The 22,429-nt window shown below is 45.9% G+C and carries 19 protein-coding genes and 1 pseudogene; 11 read left to right on the top strand and 9 right to left on the bottom strand.

What is annotated here, in order from left to right; genetic code table 11:
• Nucleotides 1-164: 164 nt before the first annotated feature.
• The 3 genes from mfd (at nucleotide 165) to RH949_RS10385 (ending at nucleotide 5,175) form a co-directional block, all read left to right on the top strand.
• The gene (gene mfd, locus RH949_RS10395; protein ID WP_446352903.1) at nucleotides 165-3,743 is read left to right on the top strand and encodes a transcription-repair coupling factor; all 3,579 of its coding nucleotides are present in this window, start codon (nucleotides 165-167) and stop codon (nucleotides 3,741-3,743) included.
• A gap of 158 nt (nucleotides 3,744-3,901) precedes the next feature.
• A complete protein-coding gene (locus RH949_RS10390; RefSeq protein ID WP_446352901.1) occupies nucleotides 3,902-4,534 on the top strand; it encodes an AAA family ATPase in 633 nt (210 codons plus the stop codon).
• On the top strand, nucleotides 4,534-5,175 hold the full coding sequence (locus tag RH949_RS10385; RefSeq protein ID WP_446352899.1) for a hypothetical protein: 642 nt from the start codon (nucleotides 4,534-4,536) through the stop codon (nucleotides 5,173-5,175). Before RH949_RS10390 ends, RH949_RS10385 begins: the two co-directional genes overlap by 1 nt.
• 506 nt (nucleotides 5,176-5,681) lie before the next feature.
• Here RH949_RS10385 and RH949_RS10380 read toward each other — a convergent pair.
• From RH949_RS10380 to RH949_RS10370, 3 genes are all read right to left on the bottom strand, one after another.
• Nucleotides 5,682-5,942 (bottom strand): hypothetical protein, encoded by a 261-nt coding sequence (locus tag RH949_RS10380; protein ID WP_446352897.1) that lies wholly within the window; start codon nucleotides 5,940-5,942, stop codon nucleotides 5,682-5,684.
• Between the two features lie 170 nt (nucleotides 5,943-6,112).
• Complete coding sequence (gene wecB / locus RH949_RS10375) at nucleotides 6,113-7,225, bottom strand: non-hydrolyzing UDP-N-acetylglucosamine 2-epimerase (protein WP_446352895.1); 1,113 nt, start codon at nucleotides 7,223-7,225, stop codon at nucleotides 6,113-6,115.
• A 180-nt stretch (nucleotides 7,226-7,405) separates the two neighbouring features.
• Entirely contained in the window at nucleotides 7,406-8,527 is a 1,122-nt protein-coding gene (locus RH949_RS10370) for an ADP-ribosylglycohydrolase family protein (RefSeq protein WP_446352893.1), read from the bottom strand.
• A 265-nt stretch (nucleotides 8,528-8,792) separates the two neighbouring features.
• On the opposite strand from RH949_RS10370, the gene RH949_RS10365 reads away from it, so the two are divergent.
• From RH949_RS10365 to RH949_RS10350, 4 genes are all read left to right on the top strand, one after another.
• Entirely contained in the window at nucleotides 8,793-9,722 is a 930-nt protein-coding gene (locus RH949_RS10365) for an alpha/beta hydrolase (protein ID WP_446352891.1), read from the top strand.
• A 111-nt stretch (nucleotides 9,723-9,833) separates the two neighbouring features.
• On the top strand, nucleotides 9,834-10,550 hold the full coding sequence (locus RH949_RS10360) for a DUF2259 domain-containing protein (RefSeq protein ID WP_446352889.1): 717 nt from the start codon (nucleotides 9,834-9,836) through the stop codon (nucleotides 10,548-10,550).
• Between the two features lie 731 nt (nucleotides 10,551-11,281).
• Complete coding sequence (msrP, locus tag RH949_RS10355; RefSeq protein WP_446352887.1) at nucleotides 11,282-12,277, top strand: protein-methionine-sulfoxide reductase catalytic subunit MsrP; 996 nt, start codon at nucleotides 11,282-11,284, stop codon at nucleotides 12,275-12,277.
• Nucleotides 12,278-12,436: 159 nt separating this feature from the next.
• Nucleotides 12,437-12,832, top strand: coding sequence for a hypothetical protein (locus RH949_RS10350; RefSeq protein ID WP_446352885.1), 396 nt, complete (start codon nucleotides 12,437-12,439; stop codon nucleotides 12,830-12,832).
• Nucleotides 12,833-13,022: 190 nt separating this feature from the next.
• Here the strand turns inward: RH949_RS10350 and RH949_RS10345 are convergent, their stop codons facing one another.
• On the bottom strand, nucleotides 13,023-14,378 hold the full coding sequence (locus tag RH949_RS10345; RefSeq protein ID WP_446352883.1) for an inorganic phosphate transporter: 1,356 nt from the start codon (nucleotides 14,376-14,378) through the stop codon (nucleotides 13,023-13,025).
• 3 nt (nucleotides 14,379-14,381) lie between these two features.
• Nucleotides 14,382-14,912, bottom strand: coding sequence for an O-acetyl-ADP-ribose deacetylase (locus RH949_RS10340; RefSeq protein ID WP_446352881.1), 531 nt, complete (start codon nucleotides 14,910-14,912; stop codon nucleotides 14,382-14,384).
• Between the two features lie 275 nt (nucleotides 14,913-15,187).
• On the opposite strand from RH949_RS10340, the gene RH949_RS10335 reads away from it, so the two are divergent.
• Entirely contained in the window at nucleotides 15,188-15,505 is a 318-nt protein-coding gene (locus RH949_RS10335; RefSeq protein WP_446352879.1) for a hypothetical protein, read from the top strand.
• Nucleotides 15,506-15,745: 240 nt separating this feature from the next.
• Here the strand turns inward: RH949_RS10335 and RH949_RS10330 are convergent, their stop codons facing one another.
• Complete coding sequence (locus RH949_RS10330; protein ID WP_446352877.1) at nucleotides 15,746-17,797, bottom strand: DICT sensory domain-containing protein; 2,052 nt, start codon at nucleotides 17,795-17,797, stop codon at nucleotides 15,746-15,748.
• Nucleotides 17,794-17,964, bottom strand: coding sequence for a hypothetical protein (locus RH949_RS10325; protein WP_006101289.1), 171 nt, complete (start codon nucleotides 17,962-17,964; stop codon nucleotides 17,794-17,796). The genes RH949_RS10330 and RH949_RS10325 overlap by 4 nt, the downstream gene beginning before the upstream one ends.
• A gap of 178 nt (nucleotides 17,965-18,142) precedes the next feature.
• Between RH949_RS10325 and RH949_RS10320 the strand changes: the two are divergent.
• Nucleotides 18,143-18,249: pseudogene (locus RH949_RS10320) on the top strand (Uma2 family endonuclease); the annotation flags it as partial.
• A 374-nt stretch (nucleotides 18,250-18,623) separates the two neighbouring features.
• Here the strand turns inward: RH949_RS10320 and RH949_RS10315 are convergent.
• A complete protein-coding gene (locus RH949_RS10315; RefSeq protein WP_006101208.1) occupies nucleotides 18,624-19,472 on the bottom strand; it encodes a hypothetical protein in 849 nt (282 codons plus the stop codon).
• A 388-nt stretch (nucleotides 19,473-19,860) separates the two neighbouring features.
• On the opposite strand from RH949_RS10315, the gene RH949_RS10310 reads away from it, so the two are divergent.
• The gene (locus RH949_RS10310) at nucleotides 19,861-20,196 is read left to right on the top strand and encodes a hypothetical protein (protein WP_006101068.1); all 336 of its coding nucleotides are present in this window, start codon (nucleotides 19,861-19,863) and stop codon (nucleotides 20,194-20,196) included.
• Nucleotides 20,197-20,277: 81 nt separating this feature from the next.
• On the opposite strand, the gene argB is transcribed toward RH949_RS10310, so the two are convergent.
• Nucleotides 20,278-21,177 (bottom strand): acetylglutamate kinase, encoded by a 900-nt coding sequence (gene argB / locus RH949_RS10305; protein ID WP_006101293.1) that lies wholly within the window; start codon nucleotides 21,175-21,177, stop codon nucleotides 20,278-20,280.
• 267 nt (nucleotides 21,178-21,444) lie between these two features.
• Here argB and RH949_RS10300 point away from each other — a divergent pair, with 267 nt between their 5' ends.
• Entirely contained in the window at nucleotides 21,445-22,242 is a 798-nt protein-coding gene (locus RH949_RS10300; protein WP_006101296.1) for a hypothetical protein, read from the top strand.
• Nucleotides 22,243-22,429 lie beyond the last annotated feature (187 nt).

Genomic DNA, 22,429 nt, shown 5'->3' with positions numbered 1-22,429 from the left:
TGCATTTAAATTGGGTATTAGTAGCGAGCAAGATGCAAAGCCTGCGGCATGGCTTCGCTAAAGCCTGCGGCATGGCTTCGCTAAACGCACTACAAGGCTTTCGCCATTATTGACATTAAGGTTTAAATGCCGAACAGCTTATTTCTAATAACGTGCGGTGAATCATGGCATTCTCTTCTATCATTCGGACTCTGGAACGATCGCCCCTGACGGGTGAACTCCTCTCTAAACTGAATCGTCAGTCGTTTTTGCACCTGAATGGAATTGCCCGTCTACCTAAAGGATTAGTCTCATCTGCAATCGCCAAAGCCTCGGATCGTAATCTTTTGGTGATCTGCGCCACGTTGGAAGAGGCGAGTCGCTGGGCGGCGCAATTGGAGGCGATGAATTGGCAAACGGTTCATTTCTATCCCACCTCAGAAGCGTCACCCTACGAACCCTTTAACCCTGAATCGGAAATGACGTGGGGACAAATGCAGGTGTTGGCGGATTTGGTGCGTCATTCGTCAACGCCTGATTCAGGAGATACTGAAGAGAATCACTCGGTAACGGTTAACGGATTAGCCATTGTTGCTACCCACGCCGCCCTTCAACCCCATTTACCGCCAGTCAAAGCCTTTGCTCCCTATTGTCTGACGATTAACCAAGGGATGACAAGGGATATTAAAGACATCGATAACCAATTAGCCCGCTTGGGGTATGATCGAGTCCCCCTGGTGGAAATGGAGGGTCAATGGAGTCGGCGTGGTGATATTGTAGATGTTTTTCCAGTTGCGGCTGAATTACCCGTGCGTTTGGAGTGGTTTGGGGATGAACTCGAACAACTGCGGGAATTTGACCCCGGTAGCCAGCGTTCCCTGGATAAAATTGAGCAACTGGTACTCACCCCTACTGATTTTAGCCCGATTATTACGGATGCTTTGAGTGATGCCCAAGCCCAACAGGTGCAACTTCATTTAGGGGAAGAGGAACAGGCACTTTGGCAAGCGGGGGGACATCTGGAAGGGAGTCGTCGCTTCTTGGGGATTGCGTTTGAGCAACCTGCGTCTCTGTTGGATTATTTGCCCGATAATACAGTGATTGCTATTGATGAACCTGAACAATGTCGCGCTCATTGCGATCGCTGGGTGGAACATGCTCAAGATCATTTAGATACATTAGCCCATCCTCTTCCCCCTCTGCATCGTCAATATGCTGAATCATTCAACACTCAAACCGCAGTCAGGGCGGGTTTTGATGAAACGTTATCATCAACACCGAAACAACAATCCCTAAACCCGCCCCTACACACTCAAACCTTACTCTATTTATCGGAACTAGCAGAAGCCACCAATGAGACGGCGGTGAATTTAGCCAGCCGCCCGATTCCCGCCACCCCGCACCAGTTTGCCAAGCTTGCAGAAATTGTCCGCAGTGAACGCGATCGCAAGTTTTCGGTTTGGCTGGTTTCGGCTCAACCGAGTCGTTCGGTGTCTCTGTTACAGGAACATGATTGTCCCGCCCAGTTTGTTCCCAATCCCCGCGATTATCCGGCGATTGATAAACTGCAAATCCAGAAAACACCTGTGGCGGTAAAATATTCCGGATTAGCGGAATTGGAAGGCTTTATCCTGCCCACGTTTCGCTTGGTTGTAATGACCGATCGCGAGTTTTTTGGGCAGCATACTCTCGCTACTCCCAGTTATGTGCGGAAGCGACGCCGTGCGGCATCGAAACAAGTTGACCCGAATAAATTAACTCCTGGGGATTATGTGGTGCATAAAAACCACGGGATTGGTCAATTTGTCAAGCTAGAAAGCCTCACCCTTAACCATCAAACCCGTGAATATTTAGTTATCAAATATGCCGATGGCTTATTACGAGTCGCCGCCGATCAGGTCGGGGTTTTGTCGCGTTATCGCCGTGCCGATAGCCGTGCGCCGCAACTGAATAAAATGTCCAGCAAAGCCTGGGAAAAGACCAAAAATCGGGTTCGCAAAACGATTAAGAAACTGGCGGTTGATTTACTTAAACTCTATGCCCAGCGCAGTCAACGATCCGGTTATGCCTTTCCGGAAGATTCATCCTGGCAAGACGAATTAGAGGAATCCTTCCCCTACCAACCCACACCTGATCAACTCAAAGCCGTGCAAGACGTAAAGCGAGATTTAGAGAGCGATCGCCCCATGGATCGCTTGGTTTGTGGGGATGTGGGATTTGGTAAAACTGAGGTGGCACTGCGGGCAATTTTTAAAGTGATTACCTCTGGCAAACAAGTCGCCTTCCTCGCCCCAACCACGATTCTTACTCAACAACATTACCACACGTTAAAAGAACGCTTTGCTCCTTATCCGATTCATGTGGGATTACTCAACCGTTTCCGCACCGCCCAGGAACGCAAGGAGATTCAGCGCCGCCTTTCTACTGGAGAACTAGATGTCGTTGTTGGCACCCATCAAGTATTAGGTAAAACTGTCAAATTCCGTGACTTAGGAATGCTAGTCGTCGATGAAGAACAGCGCTTTGGCGTGAATCAAAAGGAGAAAATTAAAACCCTAAAAACACAAGTTGATGTCCTCACCTTAACCGCCACACCAATTCCCCGTACCTTATATATGTCCCTCTCTGGTGTGCGGGAAATGAGTTTAATTACCACTCCCCCTCCCTCTCGGCGTCCAATTAAAACCCATTTAGCCCCGTATAATCCAGAAGCGGTTCGTACAGCAATTCGCACTGAATTAGACAGGGGAGGACAGGTATTTTACGTAGTTCCCCGTGTCGAGGGAATTGAAGAAGTCGCCACGAAACTGCGGGAAATGATACCTAGCGCGAGACTGGCAATTGCCCATGGACAAATGCCCGAAGGGGAATTAGAAGCCACCATGCTTACTTTTAGTAGCGGGGAAGCGGATATCCTGATTTGTACCACAATTATTGAATCCGGGTTAGATATTCCCCGCGTCAATACCATCCTGATTGAAGACGCCCAACGCTTTGGGTTAGCCCAACTCTACCAACTGCGGGGGCGAGTCGGGCGTTCTGGGGTGCAGGCACATGCTTGGTTATTCTATCCCAAACAAGATACTCTATCCGACGCCGCCCGCAAGCGTTTACGGGCGATTCAGGAGTTTACCCAGTTAGGTTCCGGGTATCAACTGGCGACGCGGGATATGGAAATCCGAGGCGTTGGAAATCTCCTTGGGGCGGAACAATCCGGACAAATGGATGTGATTGGCTTTGATTTATATATGGAAATGCTACAAGAAGCCATTCGCGAGATTCAGGGACAAGAAATTCCCCAAGTGGATGATACCCAAATTGACTTAAATCTTACCGCCTTTATCCCGGCGGATTATATTCCTGATTTAGATCAAAAGATGAGTGCGTATCGGACAGTTGCGGCGGCGAATTCTCATTCGGAATTAGTCCAAATAGCCGCCGATTGGCATGATCGCTATGGTCCCTTACCCGCACCCATTGAACAATTATTGCGGATTGTGGAACTCAAGCAGGTGGCAAAATCTCTCGGATTTAGTCGGATTAAACCAGAGGGGAAACAGCACATCGCCCTAGAAACGCCAATGGAGGAACCCGCCTGGAAGCTATTGAAAGAGAACCTCCCCGAACATTTGCGATCGCGCTTTGTCTATTCTCCTGGTAAAGTAACAGTACGAGGATTAGGGGTTCTCAAAGCCAATAAACAGTTAGAGAATTTAATCGATTGGTTAAGCAAGATGAAAGGAGCCTTACCCGAAGCGGTATAAATGGTCAATGTGTAGGGGCGGGTTTAGGAAATCACGTTTCGCTATTGATGATAACCTTTGTACAAAACCCGCCCTGACCATAAGACATAAGACTCTTCGAGTATGACATAAGACGAATGAAATAAGACATAAGAAATAAGACGAATGACAAATAACGAATGATCAATATAATCGCTATTATTAATGGAAAGGGAGGTGTTGGCAAAACCACAACCTCAGTCAACTTAGCCGCCGTACTCGCGGAAAAAAAACAGGTTTTGTTAGTAGATACTGATCCTCAAGGTTCAGCCAGTTGGTGGGTAGAACGAAGTGAGGGAGAAATCGGGTTTGATATCGCCCAAGAAACCAATCCTCAACTCTTAAGTCGTCTACAAACCCTGAAAGACTACGACATAGCTGTTGTGGATACACCCCCCGCCCTGCGTTCAGACGCCTTGACTGCTGTAGTCGCGATCGCAGATTATATTATTTTACCCACACCTCCCGCACCGATGGACTTAGCGGTTTTAATGGAAACAGTACGGCGGGCGATCGCGCCTGTGGGAACCGCCCATCGGGTATTGTTAACTCGGGTAGACTCTCGCAGTCGCCGGGAAGCGTTAGAGGCGCAAACCACACTCCGAGAACTCGGTGTTCCCGCATTCGGAACCTTTATTCGGACATACAAAGCCCACGAACGCGCCGCATTGCAGGGGATACCGATTACTCAATTGGGCGGAGAAAATGCCCGTGAAGCCCAAGCTGATTATCGCCGGGTGGCGGATGAACTACACCATCATTGGGGGTGCTAATGACAAAAAAAAAGTTAACTGATTTGCTGCGGGAAGAGGTGGAAAAATCGCCATCTTCCAATCAGCAACCTATTGAAGATACTAACGAACCGAATACAGAAACAGAGGACGAATCAACCATGGCAACCCGCCGAAGAACCAGTACCAGTAAATCTTCAACTCCCACCAAAGCTGACCTTGAAGCTACGGTTGCGGAATTGAGACAGGCACTCGAAGAAGCCCAACAACAAGAAACCACTATCGTTAATTTAAAGGATAGTTTAGCCCAAGCTGAGCAACGAGAACAGCAGTTAAAGGAACAAGTTACGGACTTAGAAACCAAATTACAGCAGCAACACGAATCCGTTGAAAATTTGCAAAGTGAGTTAAAAAAACTCAACCATTTAAAAAGTGAGTTTGAGGACGCCAAAAAAGCGGCTGTTCAACTCGCCCAAGCCAATGAGAAGTTGATGCAAGAAGCGGAGAGTCTTAAACAAGAGAATGAATCGCTTAAAGCCACTCAAAAGCGACCGATAGAACCCGCGCCACCCGTGGAAACCAAACGTCCTCCCGCTAGAACTCCCACCCGCCCTATCGGACGCCCGATTCAAAAGGAAAGTGAAAGACCTGCTGATTTTGCGAATAAAACCTGGTTACTGTGACAGGACTTACGCAAAGCCTCTATTCGTAGTGGCTTGACCCACTTAAAATAGGGCTTTGTTTGTAGTAAGCACGAAGCGTGCTTTAACGCATAGCTGGAGAGGGCTAAAGTTCCCTCACTACGAAGCAAATCTATTGCACCATTTTAGCTGTGCCACGCCAGTAGCGTAACGCACCTTTGCTACTAAAATTGTGGAATAGATTTTACCATTGAATTGGGCGCAAGTCTTTGCGCCCCTACGGTTTCGCGGCTAATGGTTAATTCATCAAATAAGCTGTGCCACGCTACTATGGCATATTAATTTTTCTCTTATTTCCGTCCCCCCTTCCGGGGAAGTATGTTTGGAAAGCTGCAACTTTAGGATTTGTTGTCTGTAGAAAGCAAAAGTTTCCATCCCCTTGCGGGGAAGTGTGTTTGGAAAGGTGTTGGGTTCGACAGCCTTTACTTTGGGTGTCCAAGTTTCCATCCCCTTGCGGGGAAGTGTGTTTGGAAAGCGGACTTTGGCAGTCACAATGCCACTCCGAGAGTTTCCATCCCCTTGCGGGGAAGTGTGTTTGGAAAGCATTCATAGGGACAGTCAATGACCAGTTCGCTGTCTGTTTCCATCCCCTTGCGGGGAAGTGTGTTTGGAAAGAGTTCGCTCAGGAAACCATACAGGGACTGGGTTTCAGCGTTCGACTGAGCGCTCACGCCGAAGTCCGCCAAATCGACACCACCCATAAAATCCCACCTGATCCTGCCAAAAATCGAGCAAAACCAATCGCTCAAACCCTCTCCCAGTCAGGCATCGACACCACTTAACGGAAACTATAGAGTTTCAGCGATTTGCTGACTGGTGTCGATTCGTCAGATTGACAGAATTCCGACCTTATATAATTGTCAAGGTTCTAACTCTAATCAATATACACAAAAACCGCTGAAAACGCCATCCCCGATTGTCATCCCTTCAGCAAATACCCTTTAACAATTTGCAAAATCCGTTCGGCGGCGTACCCATCCCCAAAAGGATTAACGGCGGTAGCCATCACCTGATACGCCTTAGCCTCTCCGAGTAATTCACTCGCTACAGCGACAACTTGACTCGGATTCGTTCCTACCAACTTCGCGGTTCCCGCCTCTATCGCCTCTGGGCGTTCCGTAGTTTCCCGCAACACTAACACCGGTTTCCCCAAACTCGGCGCTTCCTCCTGCAATCCCCCCGAATCCGTCAGCAACAGATAACAGCGTGCGATCGCGCCCACTAATTCGCCATAATCTAAAGGTTCGGTCAAAAAGACTCGCGGATGATTACCCAAGATTTGTTTCAGGGGTTCTCTAACCGTAGGATTTCGATGTAACGGTAACAATAACGCCGTATCCGGAAACTGATCCAACAGTTGAATAAACGCTTGAGCAATATCTGCTAAAGGTTTACCCCAATTTTCTCGCCGATGAACCGTAGCTAACAACACCCGATACTTGTCCCACTCTAACCCCGGAACCGGACATTCAGGTTCCTGCTTGGCTACCGTCAGTAACGCATCAATCACTGTATTTCCCGTCTGGTGAATCTCCCCCACAATCCCCGACGTTTTCAGATTCTCCACCGCCTTAGCTGTAGGCGCAAAATTCAGTTGGGCTAACTGAGAAATCAACCGTCGATTTGCTTCTTCGGGATAGGGATTAAACAAATCATCCGTTCGTAACCCTGCTTCTACATGACCCACAGGAATTTTTTGATAAAATGCCGCTAAAGTCGCCGCAAATGCTGTCGTCGTATCCCCTTGTACAATCACCAACTGTGGCTTAATCTCAGCAAATAACTCCTCCAATCCCCGCAAACTTCGACAGGTAATATCCGTCAGCGTTTGCTTGGCTTGCATTATTTCTAAATCGCGATCAGCTTTAAGTTGAAATAGCCGCATCACCTGATCCACCATTTCCCGATGTTGACCCGTCAAAATCACCTGAGTCTTAAACTGATCGCAGGCTTGAAATTGTTGGATCACAGGTGCAAGTTTAATCGCCTCTGGGCGAGTACCTAACGTAATACAGATTGTTGGTTTATACATAATTCATAAATCATCAGTCAGTCACTTGTAGGGGCGGGTTTAGGAACTCGATTAACTTGTCACCAATAACGTATCAGCAAAACCCGCCCTCTCTTACCAATAACGCCTCAACAAAACCCGCCCTGATTCTGAGATAATTTATGCTTGTTCATGAGAAAACAATTCCATAATTTATGATTCCTAATAATGCCACCAAATCTGATTAGCTGTTTCTAGAACTCTCCAGAGTGTACCATCATCGCGTTCAGCCGTTCGACCCAATAGTCCGACTTGCCAGCGTTGAGGTAGCGCGTCTTTCCCATGTAACGCTCCCACCGCCGCTCCGACAATAGCGGCAATGGTATCATTGTCCTTGGTATCATTAACAGCTCGCACAATTGCTGCTTCCGGATTATCGCCATATCGCATTAAGATATAAAGAACACTGGGTATCGTCTCTAAAAGATACGCACCAGAATACCAGCGATCGCACGCCTCCCGAACCGACAATCCTTGTTGATAGGCTTGACTCACTCGTCGTTCCACAAATTGCCACAGATATCCTCTATCCTCAGTAAAAGCACCACCACGCGGACGATAGGATGAATCACTCTCCAAATCCTGAGTGAACTGGATATAAGTTTCCAGCCACCAGTTTGCTTCAGGTACAGTTGATCGGCTGAAAAGTTGCCACAGCATTGCCACAAATCCTAAACACGCCGCATTAGATGCCGAGTCATTATGAGTTAACATAGCAGCAAGCGCTGTATCAACCCAGAGTGCTTTGGTTTGAGAACGCAGATGGGGAATTACGATGGGCGCAATTCGCATCAATGCACCATTTCCCGCCGACTTTTGACCCGATTCAAACCACGGTAATCCACTTTTATAATGGCGTAAAAACCCCTTCATCGTTGAGCCGATGCCGAAAATACGTCCCTGAGTAAAGCGCTGCGCCAGACAGTCTGGATTAAGTCCGTGATTCCCATTCAATTCCTCTAGTGTCCAGATAGCTAATTGGGTATCATCCGAAGGTAAACCAACCGGACGGTAATTGGCATAGCGATTGGGTAAATAGTCGCGAATTTCTCCGTATTGGATTTGGCGTCGTTGCGGTGTTAAACTTTCTGTAGTATTCCCTAAAGCATCACCAATGGCTAGTCCTAAGATCATGCCTTCAATCCGATTCCAGTTCATTGCTGGCGGTAAAGGAATCGGTTTATGTTCAAATAAACGTCCTTCATTTAAGTCAATCTTTCCCGTTCTAAACAGCCAATGCAACAATTGAGTATTATTGTTGAAATTGTGAGGATACTGTGTCATTCATCATACATCCTATAGTCGGGTTGTCGGGACGGGTTTAGGGACAAAGGTAACTCGTAAAGTGATAACTGAACAACGAAACCCGCACGGATTATCGTTAATAACTTGTTCGGATAATAACCAAACCCAAAAACCGTCCTGATTATCATCAAAAACTTTTCCGGATAATAACCAAACAACAAAACCCGTCCTGATTATCGCCAATAACTGAACAACAAAACCTGCCTTTAATTATCAGTCTATCCAATTTAACAGCCAATTAATTATGCCATTGAATGACCAAACCCAACTAATATTAAACCAAATCAAAACATTAGGACTACCTCCCCTAAATGAACTTGAACCCATCCAGGCGAGAGAACAAGCAGCGCAAGCGGATCAATTTTCCCATAAACCTGAACCTGTCGCCAGAGTAGAGAATCGTCTCATTCCGGGTTCTACGGTAGATATTCCGATCCGAATTTATACACCAGCCGGAAACCCACCCTTTCCGATTCTGGTATTTTTCCACGGTGGTGGTTGGGTTATTGGTAGCCTGGATGCAGTGGATAGTATCTGTCGCACCTTGGCAAATCAAGCGGGGTGTATTGTCGTTTCCGTGGATTACCGTCTCGCACCCGAACACAAATTTCCTGCTGCTGTAGAGGATGCGTATACCGCCATAGAATGGGTGGCTAAAAATGCTGCATCATTTCAGGGTGATCCGAAACGGATTGCTGTTGGTGGAGATAGCGCCGGAGGAAACTTAGCCGCCGTTGTCGCCTTACTGTCACGCGATCGCAATTTCCCCTCCCTAAGTTATCAAGTGCTATTCTATCCTGCAACTCAGTATGGCTTTGACACCGACTCCCATCGGCAAAATGGCAAAGATTACCTGTTAACCACAGAGTTATTAGTTTGGTTTTGGCATCATTATCTCTCATCAGCCGCCGACGGGCAAAATCCCCAAGCTTCACCCTTACTGGCGGGCGATTTGAGTAATTTACCCCCAGCTTTGATTATCACCGCTGAATATGATCCCCTGCGAGATGAAGGAGAAGCCTATGGGATGCGCTTGCAAAAAGCCGGAGTATCGGTGAGAATGACTCGCTATGATGGTACAATTCACGGCTTTGTTGGTATGGCACACGTTCTAGATCAAGGTCGAGAAGCCCTAGCTGAAGCCGCCGTCGCCCTCCAGTCTCAGTTCACTTAAAAACCCTTATATAAACCTAGCTGGCTTGGCGCTTCACGAGTATGACAAATGACAAATGACAAACCCCGCCGTTAACTTCAATTGTCCCCACCTACTTACTGACTTCTGGTTATGAAAATAGCATCATTCGTGTCTCCCGCGATCGCAGCCAGTGTGATCCTGTACCTCAACCCCGGATATGCAGCCATACTCAACACCTCGGTTCGCTTAGCCGGATTCTCCCCGGATAATCGTCATTATATTCATCTAGAAAGTTACCGGGATTCAGTCACAGAAGTTCCCACGGCTCATCTGCAAATTATCAATATCCCCAATAATTCCTGTGTCAGAAATGGTTGTCTGCGAACCAACTATGATCGCGATGCTTACAGTCTCAGCAATCAAGCGGCTGAAAACGACTTGCTGCAAGACACAGTAACCCTCCGACAAGATTTAGGACTAAATCGGCTGAAAGTTGGCATTAAACTCCCTGTCATCGATAGCACTCGTCAGCCAGATGACAGCGAAACTGTTACATTTCGCTTAAACAACCAGCCGTTACAACTGCGTCTAGAGCAAAGGCGTATCCCCTCCGTCTTATCTGGAGGCACGTCTCCAGTCAAACGGGCGTCTATGCGCTTAATCATAAACTATCAGAATCAGCGCTTGACTCTGGGTACTCTGAACAACTATCGAGATGCCGTGAAAGGCTATCGGATTCGAGAGGTGCGGCTATCTCCTAACCGTAGTAATATCGTAGTTCTGCTAGATATGCTGCAACCGACTCACGAGGATGTCGTCAAAACCACGTTAGTGCAAAGCTTTTCTTTGCAGCCGTTTGAGAATTAGTCATATTGGTGAATCCAGACTAGAGTCGCTACTCTCACCAATTTAAAGTTATGTGTCTCTAAGTTAGGGAAAGAAAAGAAACATTAAAAAACATTGCAAAGGGTTGTACTTTTCTGAGAGAGTAGTAAATTAGTAATTGAAGCGAAAGAGAAAGCTTCAATGACAGATATTAATGTCACTTGAAAATCCAGAAAGGAGGTAAAGCTAAAACTCTGTTAAATCTAATATCTGTCTTATCCGAGACCAAAATTCTAACAGCAACACTCAACGCGAAGACTGATACATCCTCTAACTAGAAATGTAGGGAGCAATGCATCTGAATTATCGAATTTAGAGCAACTCTATTTAGGATTAATTACACAGAGGAAGTCACTCAGAGAGCAGGTTGGGTGTTGTTGTTATGTATAGAAAAGTAGAAGCGTAAAAGATTAATTAGGGTTTGCTGCAAAAACTGGAACCCCTTGAAAATAAAGGTTTTAAAGGCAATTATAAGGTTCATTTAGTGCAAGCCAATTTGCCTCAATAGATAAAAATCCATACAAAGTAGCGAGCGAGACGCTCACACTACGACAACCGTTCCCGTTCTCTATTTCCTGTTCCCCGTTCCCCGTTCCCCGTTCCCTCTCCTCACCCCAACACTTATTTAGCGTTTGACTGGAAACAGGTTAAGATTTGTATACAGGCGTTCTTTCAATCCACGCCGCCGCATCAGCCGTCAACCTTGTTTCCCAATGACCCTTATCCGCGTTCCCAAATCCTGGGAAATCCCCGAAAACCAAATCACGCCTGAAGCCGTTTACTTCAATCGGCGTCGCTTTCTCAAAACCCTAGTCGGTGCGAGTATTCTCCCCATCTTGGGATGTCAAGCCTCCTCTGACTCGGAAACCAATAAGGAACTAGCCGCTACCCTCAATCAACCAACGGTCAAATCCCTTAACACCAATCCCGCATTTGCGAATGTTGACCGTCCCATCACCAATGAGTTACTAGCGGGACAATATAATAACTTCTATGAATTTGGCAGTGGCAAATCGATATGGCAAGCCGCGCAAGCCTTACCGACAGATGAGTGGAAGGTTGAAGTCACCGGATTGGTGAAAAATCCCCGCACCTACGATTTAGACGATTTACGCAAAAAATTCCCCCTCGAAGAACGCATCTATCGCTTCCGTTGTGTGGAAGCCTGGTCGATGGTATTGCCATGGTTAGGATTTCCGATGCGATTATTAATGGAAGAGGTGGAACCCACCTCTAAAGCCAAATTTGTCCGGTTTACGTCTTTCGACGATCCTCAAATTAGAATCGGTCCAGCATGGTCATTCAGTGGTAAACTACCGTGGCCCTATACCGAAGGATTAACGGTAGAGGAAATGGCGAATGACTTGGCATTTTTTGCCGTGGGGATTTATGGTCATTTTCTGCCGAAACAGCATGGGGCACCGATTCGAGAGGTTGTGCCGTGGAAATATGGGTTTAAGGGGGCTAAGTCTATTGTCAAGATTGAATTTGTTGAGACTCAACCCGCGACATTTTGGAATACGTTAATTCCTTATGAGTATAAGTTTGAGGCAAATGTCAATCCGGATGTGCCCCACCCACGTTGGTCTCAAGCGACGGAAAAGTTTGTTGGGAAAGGACCCAATTTTTCCTGGGAAAGACGGGAAACGCTTCCCTATAACGGGTATGGAGAATATGTAGCACAGTTGTATTCCACCTCCCGCACTTAAAAGTAAAGTTGGACAGCAATAGTGTAGAGACATATCTTGGCACGTTTATCAATTGTAGGGGCGGGTTTAGGGACTAAAATGTGCTTACCCCGCCGATAACTGTTCAACAAAACCCGTCCTTAATCGTTATGGGCTAAACCCTTTATCGAACAAACCATTATGTCTTTTGGTGACTATAGAAAATACTCAGCCGCTGAATTAAAAGCTATCTTTAATATCACACTATTGAAAGACGCTAATTTATTTAGCAACTTTAATCCCACCAATCAGTCTTATTCTGATTTACAGGTAGCCGTCAAAAAGATGAAGTCTCGCATTAGCCTGTCCAAATCGGATAACGAAGCAACCCGAGGCAGCCTCTTAGTATCTCACATTTTGTGGGAAGCTAGCGACACTTATAATCTCGGTATCTTTTTTGAACCACCCGTTGATATTAATCCAGAGGAAACACCGGGTTTACCTCACCCATTAAATGGTAAATACGATTGCGCTTTAAGTCTTGATGAGATTGATTTTATTTCGCCGATTATTTCAGTCGTTGACACTCTCGGTTAATGGAAATAATTATTACATTAGCGATGTTGCCGACATTGTTGACCGGATTGGTTATATCGCCGAAAAGTTTAAGAAATAAGCATTCCCTCGAACCAAGCCAATCAAATGGTCAATTGTAGGGGCGGGTTTAGGGACTAACGCTAATTAAGAACCGATAAATGAGCAACAAAACCCGCCCTTGTTTAAGAGCCTAAAGAAAAATCCCACGTAAACTGATAAAAATAATCGCCCCTAAACTAGCGGCAGCAGGTAGCGTAATTAACCAAGCCAGAGCAATCGATTTAAGGGTTTGAAAGCGAACCGTGCGCCAATTTTGAATCAATCCAATACCCACAATACCCCCCACTAAAGCGTGAGACGTTGAAACCGGAAAACCAAAGCGGGAGGCGAGTAAAACAGTTGTCGCTGTGGCAATTTCGGCACAAAATCCACTACTCGGTTGTAAAGGGATAATATTTTCCCCAACGGTAGTAATCACCTTTTTGCCCCAAACAGCTAACCCTGCAACGATACCAGCACCACCAATAATCAGAATCCACAACGGAATATCAAACGCCGTGAGGGGAACCGTACCCGTAGCAATAATATACGCGATCGCAGCTAAGGGAGCGATCGCATTCCCGACATCGTTGGAACCGTGAGCAAATGCGACAAAGCAAGCGCTGAGAACTTGAAACCGCGCCAGTTGTTGCTCAATCGCTGAGGGAAAGGGAGACACAGCATTAGGGGGTGGGGCAATATTAGCTTCAATTTCCGCTTCCCCAGTTTCCAGGATGTGAATGTCTTGAACTTTCGATTCTTCAGGATTAACAGGTAGAATTAAGGGGCTACGTTCCAACTGACGCCAACTAATCAGACTCAGGACAATAGCTGCAACAGAAACCGTAATAATCGGTAAATCATGGGTAGGAATTGGCAAGGCATAAAAGAAAGGACGATTAAATAAACTTGGCATGACAATCGCGCCAAAGATACTCAAAAGAATAGCACTTAGCCAAGGAATCCATTCCCGTAACTGAACCATCGGATTCCTTTGCCTTAAAATTGAGGTATTGATAATACTGTAAAATCCGGCGGCTAAAATACCACTAACAACAGGTGTAATAATCCAAGTTAACGAAATACGACCTAAGGTTCCCCAATCTACTGCCTGCACCCCAATCGCCACCCAACAAAATCCTGCGATCGCGCCAACCACCGCATGGGATGATGCCACAGGTAATCCAAAACTGGTGGCAATTTGTAACCATAAACCACAAGCGAGTAACACCGAAGTCATCCCCAGTAATAATACCTGTGGCGTTTGGGCAAATAAACTTGGATCAATCACTCTCGTTGCTAACGTTGTCGCCACCCCTTGACCAAATAAAACCGCGCCCGTAAACTCTAAAATCCCTGCTATAATTAGCGCTTGGCGTAGCGTAACCGCTTTTGAGCCAACAGAGGTTCCCATGGAATTAGCAACATCATTAGCGCCTAGATTCCAAGCAACATAGAAGGCAAGAATGGCAGTTAAACTGAGTTGAATTAGAGCTATTGAAATCACTCGTTATTCCTTATTTGTGATAATTTCCTGCACGGCTTGCTGATGGTGGTTATAGGATTGCTTTGAAAAACACACAAAAATCACTTGTTCGATAGTTGTCTTTTCTGCCAAAACCTGCTTAACTGTACCTACGGCTATTCTGGCAGCTCGTTCTGGCGGAAATCCATAAGCGCCCGTACTAATTGCAGGAAAGGCAATATTACGAATATTATTTTGCTTTGCCAGTTCCAAACTCCGATAATAACAACTGGCTAACAAAGCATCCTCGCCATGATTACCATCCCGCCAGACAGGTCCGACGGTATGAATCACCCAATCAGCCGGAAGATTGTAACCCTGGGTAATTTTAGCATCACCCGTTTCACAGCCATTCAACCCTCGACATTCTGCCAACAAACCGGGTCCAGCCGCACGATGAATCGCCCCATCCACACCACCACCACCTAGCAGAGAGGTGTTTGCCGCATTGACAATCGCATCAACGCTTAACTGAGTGATATCGCCTTCAATGACATTTATTTTGCCTGTTATCATGAATATTATCTTCCTGAGAAATAATTCTGTTTCCTTGGGTTCAGCACAGATCACCGATAGGTAAGCTCAGCAGTAGGGGAACAGTTTTGGTGTTGTTGTAATAGGCGCGATCGCGTCTATGTTAGGCTCTGTAGAAAACCAAGACTCAGTAGACTCAGCCGATAAATGATACCATTAGCTACCTAACCTTCCCATAGATGTTCCTCTGGAACTGTCTACCTTATGGCTTATTTCTGGGAGGATTCTTCAAGATTGAACTGACGCTCTAGCATAGTATGTTACCCACACCCTTACCCTCTCAATCAAGAATGGATCAGCGCTGGCACACATTCACGGAAATATTACAACGCCTGCATCGAGAAGGCATATACATTAATTCTCAGCAATTAGGCGAATTTATGGTGGCACATGGATTGCCCGTTGATTTGTGTTATGTCCCTGAACATTTGCAGGCTAAAGCCATTCAAATTAATCAAAACTATCAGGGCGATATGGTGTCCCTAACTGAACAATCCGAACCTGATTGGGATTATTCCTGGATGAACGAGGTACAAATACCTATCGTCAAAAATAATCCCTGCTATCAAATTTAATGGTCAAACAAAAACCCTACTCAATAGCGAGCGAGACGCTCGCACTACGATGATTCTCTTTTGCATCTTTCCTCCTAAGTAGGTGGGTGGAAATAAACTCAACACTATGAAGTTCTGTAAATAGCCCTCAAACCCTTACATAAAGAAATGACATAAGACATAAGACGTAGCTTGCTTCTCAAGGGAAGCGAGTATGGCGATCACCACCATTAACTTTAACTTTGCCCACCTACTTCTTCATCAATTTCGCTTAACTCTTGACCCCTTACGACTACCTTTTCCCTTCCCTTTAGATTGCTTTGATTCTGATGTTGGCGCAATCATTGGCACCGTAAAGTGAAACTGAGAACCCTGGTCTTTACCCGCCGAGTCTGCCCAAATTTTACCGCCCCATCCCTTGACAATTTGACGACAAATTGCTAAACCTAAGCCTGTGCCGCCCGTAGTCCGTCGCAGCGCCCCTTCTTCTTGATAAAAGCGATCAAAGACATCCTCTAGGCGATTCGGTTCAATCCCTCGCCCGGTATCGGCGACAGTCACTTTTAACATCGAATTACCATTGGTTTGAATCCCAATGGTGATTTCTCCTTGGGAGGAGGTAAATTTGCAGGCGTTGTCTAACAATTTAGCCAGGGTTTCTACCAGCCACTCACCATCGGCTTGGACGAAGGGCAGATCTGTGGGAACGTGAGTAATAATGTTCGGTCGTCGATCCTCTGACCAATGGACATTAATCCGGCTGAGGGCTAACTCAATGCACTCTTGTAGAGAAATGGCTTCTACATTCCATTCCACGCGCCCACTTTCCAGGCGCGAGAGGGTGAGAAAGTCTTGCACCAGTTTCCGCAGGCGTTCGGCGTCGTCAAGGGCGGTATTCAGCATCACCTGACGCAATTCTGGTGACATATCCGGTTCGCTGGCGAGACTTTCTAGGCAAACCTGAATCGTGGACAGGGGGGTGCGGAGTTCATGACCCGTGATAGCGACTAAGTTACTACGAGTCCGGTCAAGGGCGGCGAGTTGTTGGTTCAAATCTTGCAAATTGGCATAAGCTTCAGCTTGGATTAAGGCGACACCCACTTGAGTTGCGATCGCTTCGACAAGGGCGAGTTCTTCATCCTTCCACCGATAAGGGGTTTCGTCGCAATGGTGTAACTCAACCATCCCCAATAACCGACCCTGATATAGTACAGGAACCATGAGCCACGATCGCATGCCAAAGGTTTGCACCAATTCCTTTAACTTAGAGGACGGGGAATTAGCGCTTTTGCTGGGTGTCTGGTTCAGCCGAGGATCATGTTGGGTATCTTCTACGGAAATAGACTCTTGATGTTCGACAATGGCTTGAAACAGAGTATTGTCTTTTAGGGGCCAAGGGCTACCTAGGGTGGAGCAAAGGAGCGTGCGATCGCGCCCTCGGGTTTCTAGGTACTCATGGGTAATCGTGGCTTGAGTATCCGTGGCTTTACAGCGGTAAATCAGACAACGACAAGAACCCATGGCTCGCCCTAACTCTTGCACCGCGATTTCCATAACTTCATGGGGATCGAGCGATCGCCGAATCGCTGTGCTAATCGAATTCACCAAACGCTCGCGTTGTTCTTGAGCCGCGATCGAGCTATAGGCTTTCAGGAGTTTATACTGACCCGCTTGTAAGTAAGTCACTAGCCGTTGCACAAACGGATCGGGATTGGGTGAGTCTTGCCGATTCCGGTCTGAGGGTTGAGTTGAGCCAGAACTGATATACTCAGCTTTTGCTTGCTCGATTTTATCCGCTAACTCAGGTCGATAGGTAGCAATGCGATCCAGAAGCAACTCGGCGGCTTTGGCACTAACCGTCCGGTCAAATGTCCAAATTCCCTCAAAACGTCGAGACGTATCCATCTCCCCATTGGCGCTACTGGACACAGACGAACGTTTTTCTCGACAGATCAGACAGTTCGCATAGTGAGAACCAATTACCACTAAATGCCACTCGTGACTTAGGGCATCGCCCGGATCAAATGCCACGGTTTCGTGGTGATCTGAGCTATTCTTGAAATCCGTTTCTGGTGCGGCTAAGACATAGACATGAGGTGTCCGTTGGGCAATGCGCCGATAGCGATGGGCTTCCTGACGATAGAAGCGTTCTCGCTGAAAACAGGCAATCACCAACGGTTGCTCCGAACCAGCTAAGACCTGATCTTCCATCGCATGGGAGAGTGCGGTCAACGACGCTTTGAAATATACTTGTTGCCTCAGGTGGGGCATGGCTTGGAGTAAGTGAGCCAGCACCGAAGTTTTGATGATCATTCAAATAAGCGATAAGCAGTTTTTAGCTTGAGCTTGGCAACAAACCCTTGACAAATCCCTTTTTTTATGATTTTTATTGCCATAATCCCCGATTGATCGAGAGCAATCGGCAGGTATAGGGGATGCCATTCAGCAACGCGATTCGGCAAAGAACCGCTGTGGGTCATCTAAAGTTGATAACTTGTCCTATCAACCTATCGTACAAAAAAGAAGGTAACTTCCACCTAGCGAATCCGAGAAAATTCCTCTCTAGACTCCGGGGAAATGTCCAGGTGAGCGAATGTCTCGAACCCGATGTAGAGCAATTTGAAACCTCAAAGCCGATTCCAGGATGCTGGTAACGCTGAGGGTTCCTGGGTAAAACTGGAACGCTGGAATGCTTTAACTACTGAGAAACAAAAGAAATTTCTTTTTACCCTGATTTTGTGGTGGAGTTACTTTCGCTGAGTGATAAGTAGGTGGACACAATTAAAGTTAGCGGTGGAGATCGTCATTTGTCATTTGTCATTTGTCATTTGTCATTTGTCATTCGTCATTTGTCATACTCGCTATCCTTGAAAAGCAAGCTAAGTCCTTTGTAAGGGTTTGAGGCTTGTTAACATAACTTCATCCGGTTGAGTTTATTTCCACCCACCTCCTTAGAGAATCGTATTCGTCTGGCTTGGTTGATTAATCGGAGGACTCAAAGAATGAGAATCCGGCAAATCTTAACCAGAAATAGATAAAAGTAAGATTTTGATCAACCTAAATCTCTATTTATTATGTCAAGTTGTTTCCAGGTTGCTGGACATAAAAAACAAAACTTGTTTAATAGTCTGGGGTTTAATTATTTTTTACTTAGTTTAGTTCCGATAGCACAAGTACCTAATGTCAATAAACCCAATAGCGTTGATGCTTCAGGAACAGGAGCTTTAAATTTTTTAGACTCAATAAAATTCATATAAGCTTTTTGATTGTTAGGGTTAAAAAAAGAATTATTTGAACTCTGGAAAAGATTAAAACCGTAGGCGTCACCAACAGCCAAGACTTGACCACCGTTGGCAAAAGGCTGAAATTCCACCATCGACCTGATTGATCCATTTGTACCAATCAGCATCCCCCCAGTGGGAGTAATATCGGTTACCATTGACTCAATATCAGTGGCTAAGGATGTACCAAATGTTTGACCTCTTAGGTCGCCTAATGCGCCGACAGTAGTTGGAGAAACTGTATTTTTAAACATGCCACCTGTAGGAGAATTGACACCACCGACAACACCTGTATACCGTGAACCGAGCCCTAGTGATTCCAGTACCGAATTAGCCGAATTCTGTTCAGAACGATTTGAATCAGATTCAACAATCACAAAACCACCCGTTTTGACAAAATTTCTCAGCACAGTACTTTCAGTGGGTGTCAGAATTGTTGAGGATGTTCCGTGAAAGAATATATCAACGTCAGCAAGATTTGCCTCGGTTAGGGTTGATACTCCTGGAAGAATAGTATGTGAACGCTCCAGAAGACTTGCTCTAAATTCACTGTATAGCAATGCACCCTTTCCGTCATTAAATAAGTCACCACCACGCTGATTAGCGCTGTTCCAACTTCTTAGGGTTAATGCACCTGCTGCATTTCCTCCTAAAGCTTCTATCAAAATAGATATTGATAAAGTTATTGTTATTAATAGTTTATTCATAGCAGTAATGGTATGATTAACTTCTTAATGTTCAGGATACATAAATTTAGAGTTTAACTCTCTAGTTTTTGGTCATATTCACAAACACTTTATATAGAGCAATGAATGAAGTCATTATTGATTTAAATGAGTATTAAGCACAAATTTACATAGATGAGAGATGACACCTGTCACTTCATCTACATTGATGAAACTATTCCAATATTTGTAAAAAAAGTTTATATTGTTTAAATAAACTTAACTATCTTAACCAAATAAACCATCATATTTATAAGATAAACTTATCAAAACCCATGGATTTTATCTTCACACAATATTTAAGAATTGCCCCTTGACAAAGGGCAAATGACAAAGGACAAATGACAAAGGACGGACAAAGGACAAAGGAATGAATAAACTGTTGCCAGGTTTCTCCGAAGGGTTCCCTGTAGCGCTAAGAGTATGGTTAGTGTTTTTGCTATGTCTGGTTTTACTCGGATACTCAGTTCCCTTCAGTATCGTGGTGGGTGCTGTTGGGGGAATTGCTGGCGGCTGGGTTGTGGCTTGGTGGAATAGTAAAGATAAACCCAAGGAAGCACCTTCTGAACCCCAAGATGAGCCAGAGGAAGCCCCCGTCAAGTTAAGTGGATTAGCCTTGGCGAAACAGCGTCGAGATGCTAGAGCGAGGAAGCGTTCCCAGAAAAGCTCCGTTCCATTGACGGGATTATTCAACCGAAGTAAGTAGTGAGGGAACTTCAGCCCTCTCCAGCTCGGAGAACTAAAGTTCTCACTACAAACAAAGCCCTATTTTAAGTGGGTCAAGCCACTACGTCGTAAATTCAGATGCCACAATCATAGAACCAATTCCTTTATTGGTAAAAATTTCTAAAAGTAGGGCGTGGGGAATGCGACCATCAATAATATGAGCCGCCCGTACCCCCTGAGCCAGCGATCGCACACAACAGTTAACCTTAGGTATCATACCGCCAGCCACAACGCCCGATGTCATTAACTCTCGTGCTTGTTGAATATCTAGCTTAGCCATGAGAGTGGAAGGATCTTTGTAATCCTGTAAAATCCCCGGAGTATCAGTGAGTAGAATTAACTTTTCCGCCCCCAAAGCGGCAGCAATTTCGCCAGCAACGGTATCGGCGTTGATATTATAGGCTTGACCCGCCTCATCAGCAGAAACACTTGACACAACTGGAATGTAGCCACTTTTGACCAAGGAGTCCACCAGTTTAATATCCACACTGCTGACTTCTCCAACAAAGCCAATCCCCTTGCGCCCTTCTGGACGGGCTTTGATTAAATTCCCGTCTTTTCCGCAAAGTCCCACGGCTAAACCCCCAGCCTGGTTAATTAGCGAGACTAACTCTTTATTAACTCGACCCACGAGAACCATTTCCACAACATCCATCGTCGGCGCATCCGTTACCCGCAACCCATCCTTAAATTGTGGTTCAATCCCCAGCTTATCCAACCAGCTATTAATTTCTGGACCACCGCCGTGAACCACGACGGGACGAAAGCCGACACAGGATAAGAAGACAACATCCCGAATCACTTTATCTTTGAGGTTGCTATCCTTCATCGCCGCCCCCCCATATTTAACCACAACCGTTCTCCCAGCAAACTGCTGGATGTAAGGTAGGGCTTCACTGAGTATCTGCACACGGGTTGCTTCGGCTTCCCGGATTAAATCGTGATCGTTTTCTTGTACCATCGACAGGAACTGGAAGACCAATAAGATATCCCAAGCAGTTTAGATCATTTCTTTATCAAAAATCTCCCCCTGCTTCCAGACGTGCCATGGCACGTCTCTACATTGCTCCCCCTGCTTACCCATTTCCCTATTCGCCAAAATCCTCCATGGGATAGAGTTGATTGCTACTCCACCAGAAGGATGCGATCGCGGCTAGATTGCCTTTGAATAAAGGGTGGAAGCGCGAACTTCTAAGATTTGCTAACTATTGAGAGAGGACATTCATACATGTTGATTAAACACTATCGTAAAAGCTTACCTGCCAGTGCGATCGCCTTAGCGCTGATGGCTGTACTGCTTCCCTCCTGCGCCGACACCACCCAAGACGTTGTTACCGCAGGACAAGAGGAAGAAAACGTAACGGCTGAGGAAGTCGAGGAGAACACCGAACAACTTATCGGTCAAAGCGTGAGCATCAGAGGCGAAGTGAGAGATGTTCTGGATAATGTCACCTTTACCATCTCAGAGGATGAGTTTTTCGGCGGTGATGAAATTATCGTGGTCAATACCTCCGGTGAACCCTTTATGCTGCCAGAAGATGACGATGTTGAAGTCCAAGTCACTGGTGAAGTGCGTCAGTTTAATATGGTAGAGTTTGAGGAAGAATTCGACTTAGACTTCCAATTCGATACCGACTACGAACAACAGCCTGCGATTGTCGCTGAATCACTGGCACTTGCACCCAAACCCGGAGAAATTACCGAAGATCCTAGCCAATTCTACAATCAAACCGTGGCTGTAGAGGGTGAAGTGGAAGAAATTATGAGTAACAATACCTTTACCCTCGATGAAGATCAGTTAGCGGGTGGCGGTGATTTGTTAGTCTTCACCTTAGTCGCACCGGAGAGAACTATGGTCGAAGGTGAAGATGTTGTCGTAACGGGTGAGGTACGTCCCTTTATCGCGGCTGAATTTGAGCGGGATTATGAGTTAACCTGGGATTTGGATGTCAAACGCCAACTGGAAGCCGAATACGAGAATAAGCCTGTATTCATCGCTAAATCCATCTATCCCTCTGCTCAATAAGCTGTTCGGCATTTAAACCTTAATGTCAATAATTGCGAAAGCCTTGTAGTGCGTTTAGCGAAGCCATGCCGCAGGCTTTAGCGAAGCCATGCCGCAGGCTTTGCATCTTGCTCGCTACTAATACCCAATTTAAATGCATGACAGCTTAATAGATTGATTACTCCTAAATTAGATCCCCGACTTCTTG

Source organism: Coleofasciculus sp. A1-SPW-01 (assembly GCF_040217205.1).
GTDB lineage: Bacteria > Cyanobacteriota > Cyanobacteriia > Cyanobacteriales > Coleofasciculaceae > Coleofasciculus > Coleofasciculus chthonoplastes_A.
The sequence above is the reverse complement of the archived record's forward strand: the minus strand, read 5'-3'. Positions and strand labels throughout refer to the sequence as shown.

Coding starts and splice junctions, on each gene's coding strand:
- RH949_RS10365 (WP_446352891.1), top strand. CDS start 8,793: ATGCCATTGAATGACCAAACCCAACTAATATTAAACCAAATCAAAACA.
- RH949_RS10310 (WP_006101068.1), top strand. CDS start 19,861: ATGAATAAACTGTTGCCAGGTTTCTCCGAAGGGTTCCCTGTAGCGCTA.
- RH949_RS10325 (WP_006101289.1), bottom strand. CDS start 17,964: ATGACCCACAGCGGTTCTTTGCCGAATCGCGTTGCTGAATGGCATCCC.
- mfd (WP_446352903.1), top strand. CDS start 165: ATGGCATTCTCTTCTATCATTCGGACTCTGGAACGATCGCCCCTGACG.
- RH949_RS10330 (WP_446352877.1), bottom strand. CDS start 17,797: ATGATCATCAAAACTTCGGTGCTGGCTCACTTACTCCAAGCCATGCCC.
- RH949_RS10340 (WP_446352881.1), bottom strand. CDS start 14,912: ATGATAACAGGCAAAATAAATGTCATTGAAGGCGATATCACTCAGTTA.
- RH949_RS10350 (WP_446352885.1), top strand. CDS start 12,437: ATGTCTTTTGGTGACTATAGAAAATACTCAGCCGCTGAATTAAAAGCT.
- wecB (WP_446352895.1), bottom strand. CDS start 7,225: ATGTATAAACCAACAATCTGTATTACGTTAGGTACTCGCCCAGAGGCG.
- RH949_RS10335 (WP_446352879.1), top strand. CDS start 15,188: ATGTTACCCACACCCTTACCCTCTCAATCAAGAATGGATCAGCGCTGG.
- RH949_RS10315 (WP_006101208.1), bottom strand. CDS start 19,472: ATGAATAAACTATTAATAACAATAACTTTATCAATATCTATTTTGATA.
- RH949_RS10360 (WP_446352889.1), top strand. CDS start 9,834: ATGAAAATAGCATCATTCGTGTCTCCCGCGATCGCAGCCAGTGTGATC.
- RH949_RS10370 (WP_446352893.1), bottom strand. CDS start 8,527: ATGACACAGTATCCTCACAATTTCAACAATAATACTCAATTGTTGCAT.
- RH949_RS10385 (WP_446352899.1), top strand. CDS start 4,534: ATGACAAAAAAAAAGTTAACTGATTTGCTGCGGGAAGAGGTGGAAAAA.
- argB (WP_006101293.1), bottom strand. CDS start 21,177: ATGGTACAAGAAAACGATCACGATTTAATCCGGGAAGCCGAAGCAACC.
- msrP (WP_446352887.1), top strand. CDS start 11,282: ATGACCCTTATCCGCGTTCCCAAATCCTGGGAAATCCCCGAAAACCAA.
- RH949_RS10390 (WP_446352901.1), top strand. CDS start 3,902: ATGATCAATATAATCGCTATTATTAATGGAAAGGGAGGTGTTGGCAAA.
- RH949_RS10300 (WP_006101296.1), top strand. CDS start 21,445: ATGTTGATTAAACACTATCGTAAAAGCTTACCTGCCAGTGCGATCGCC.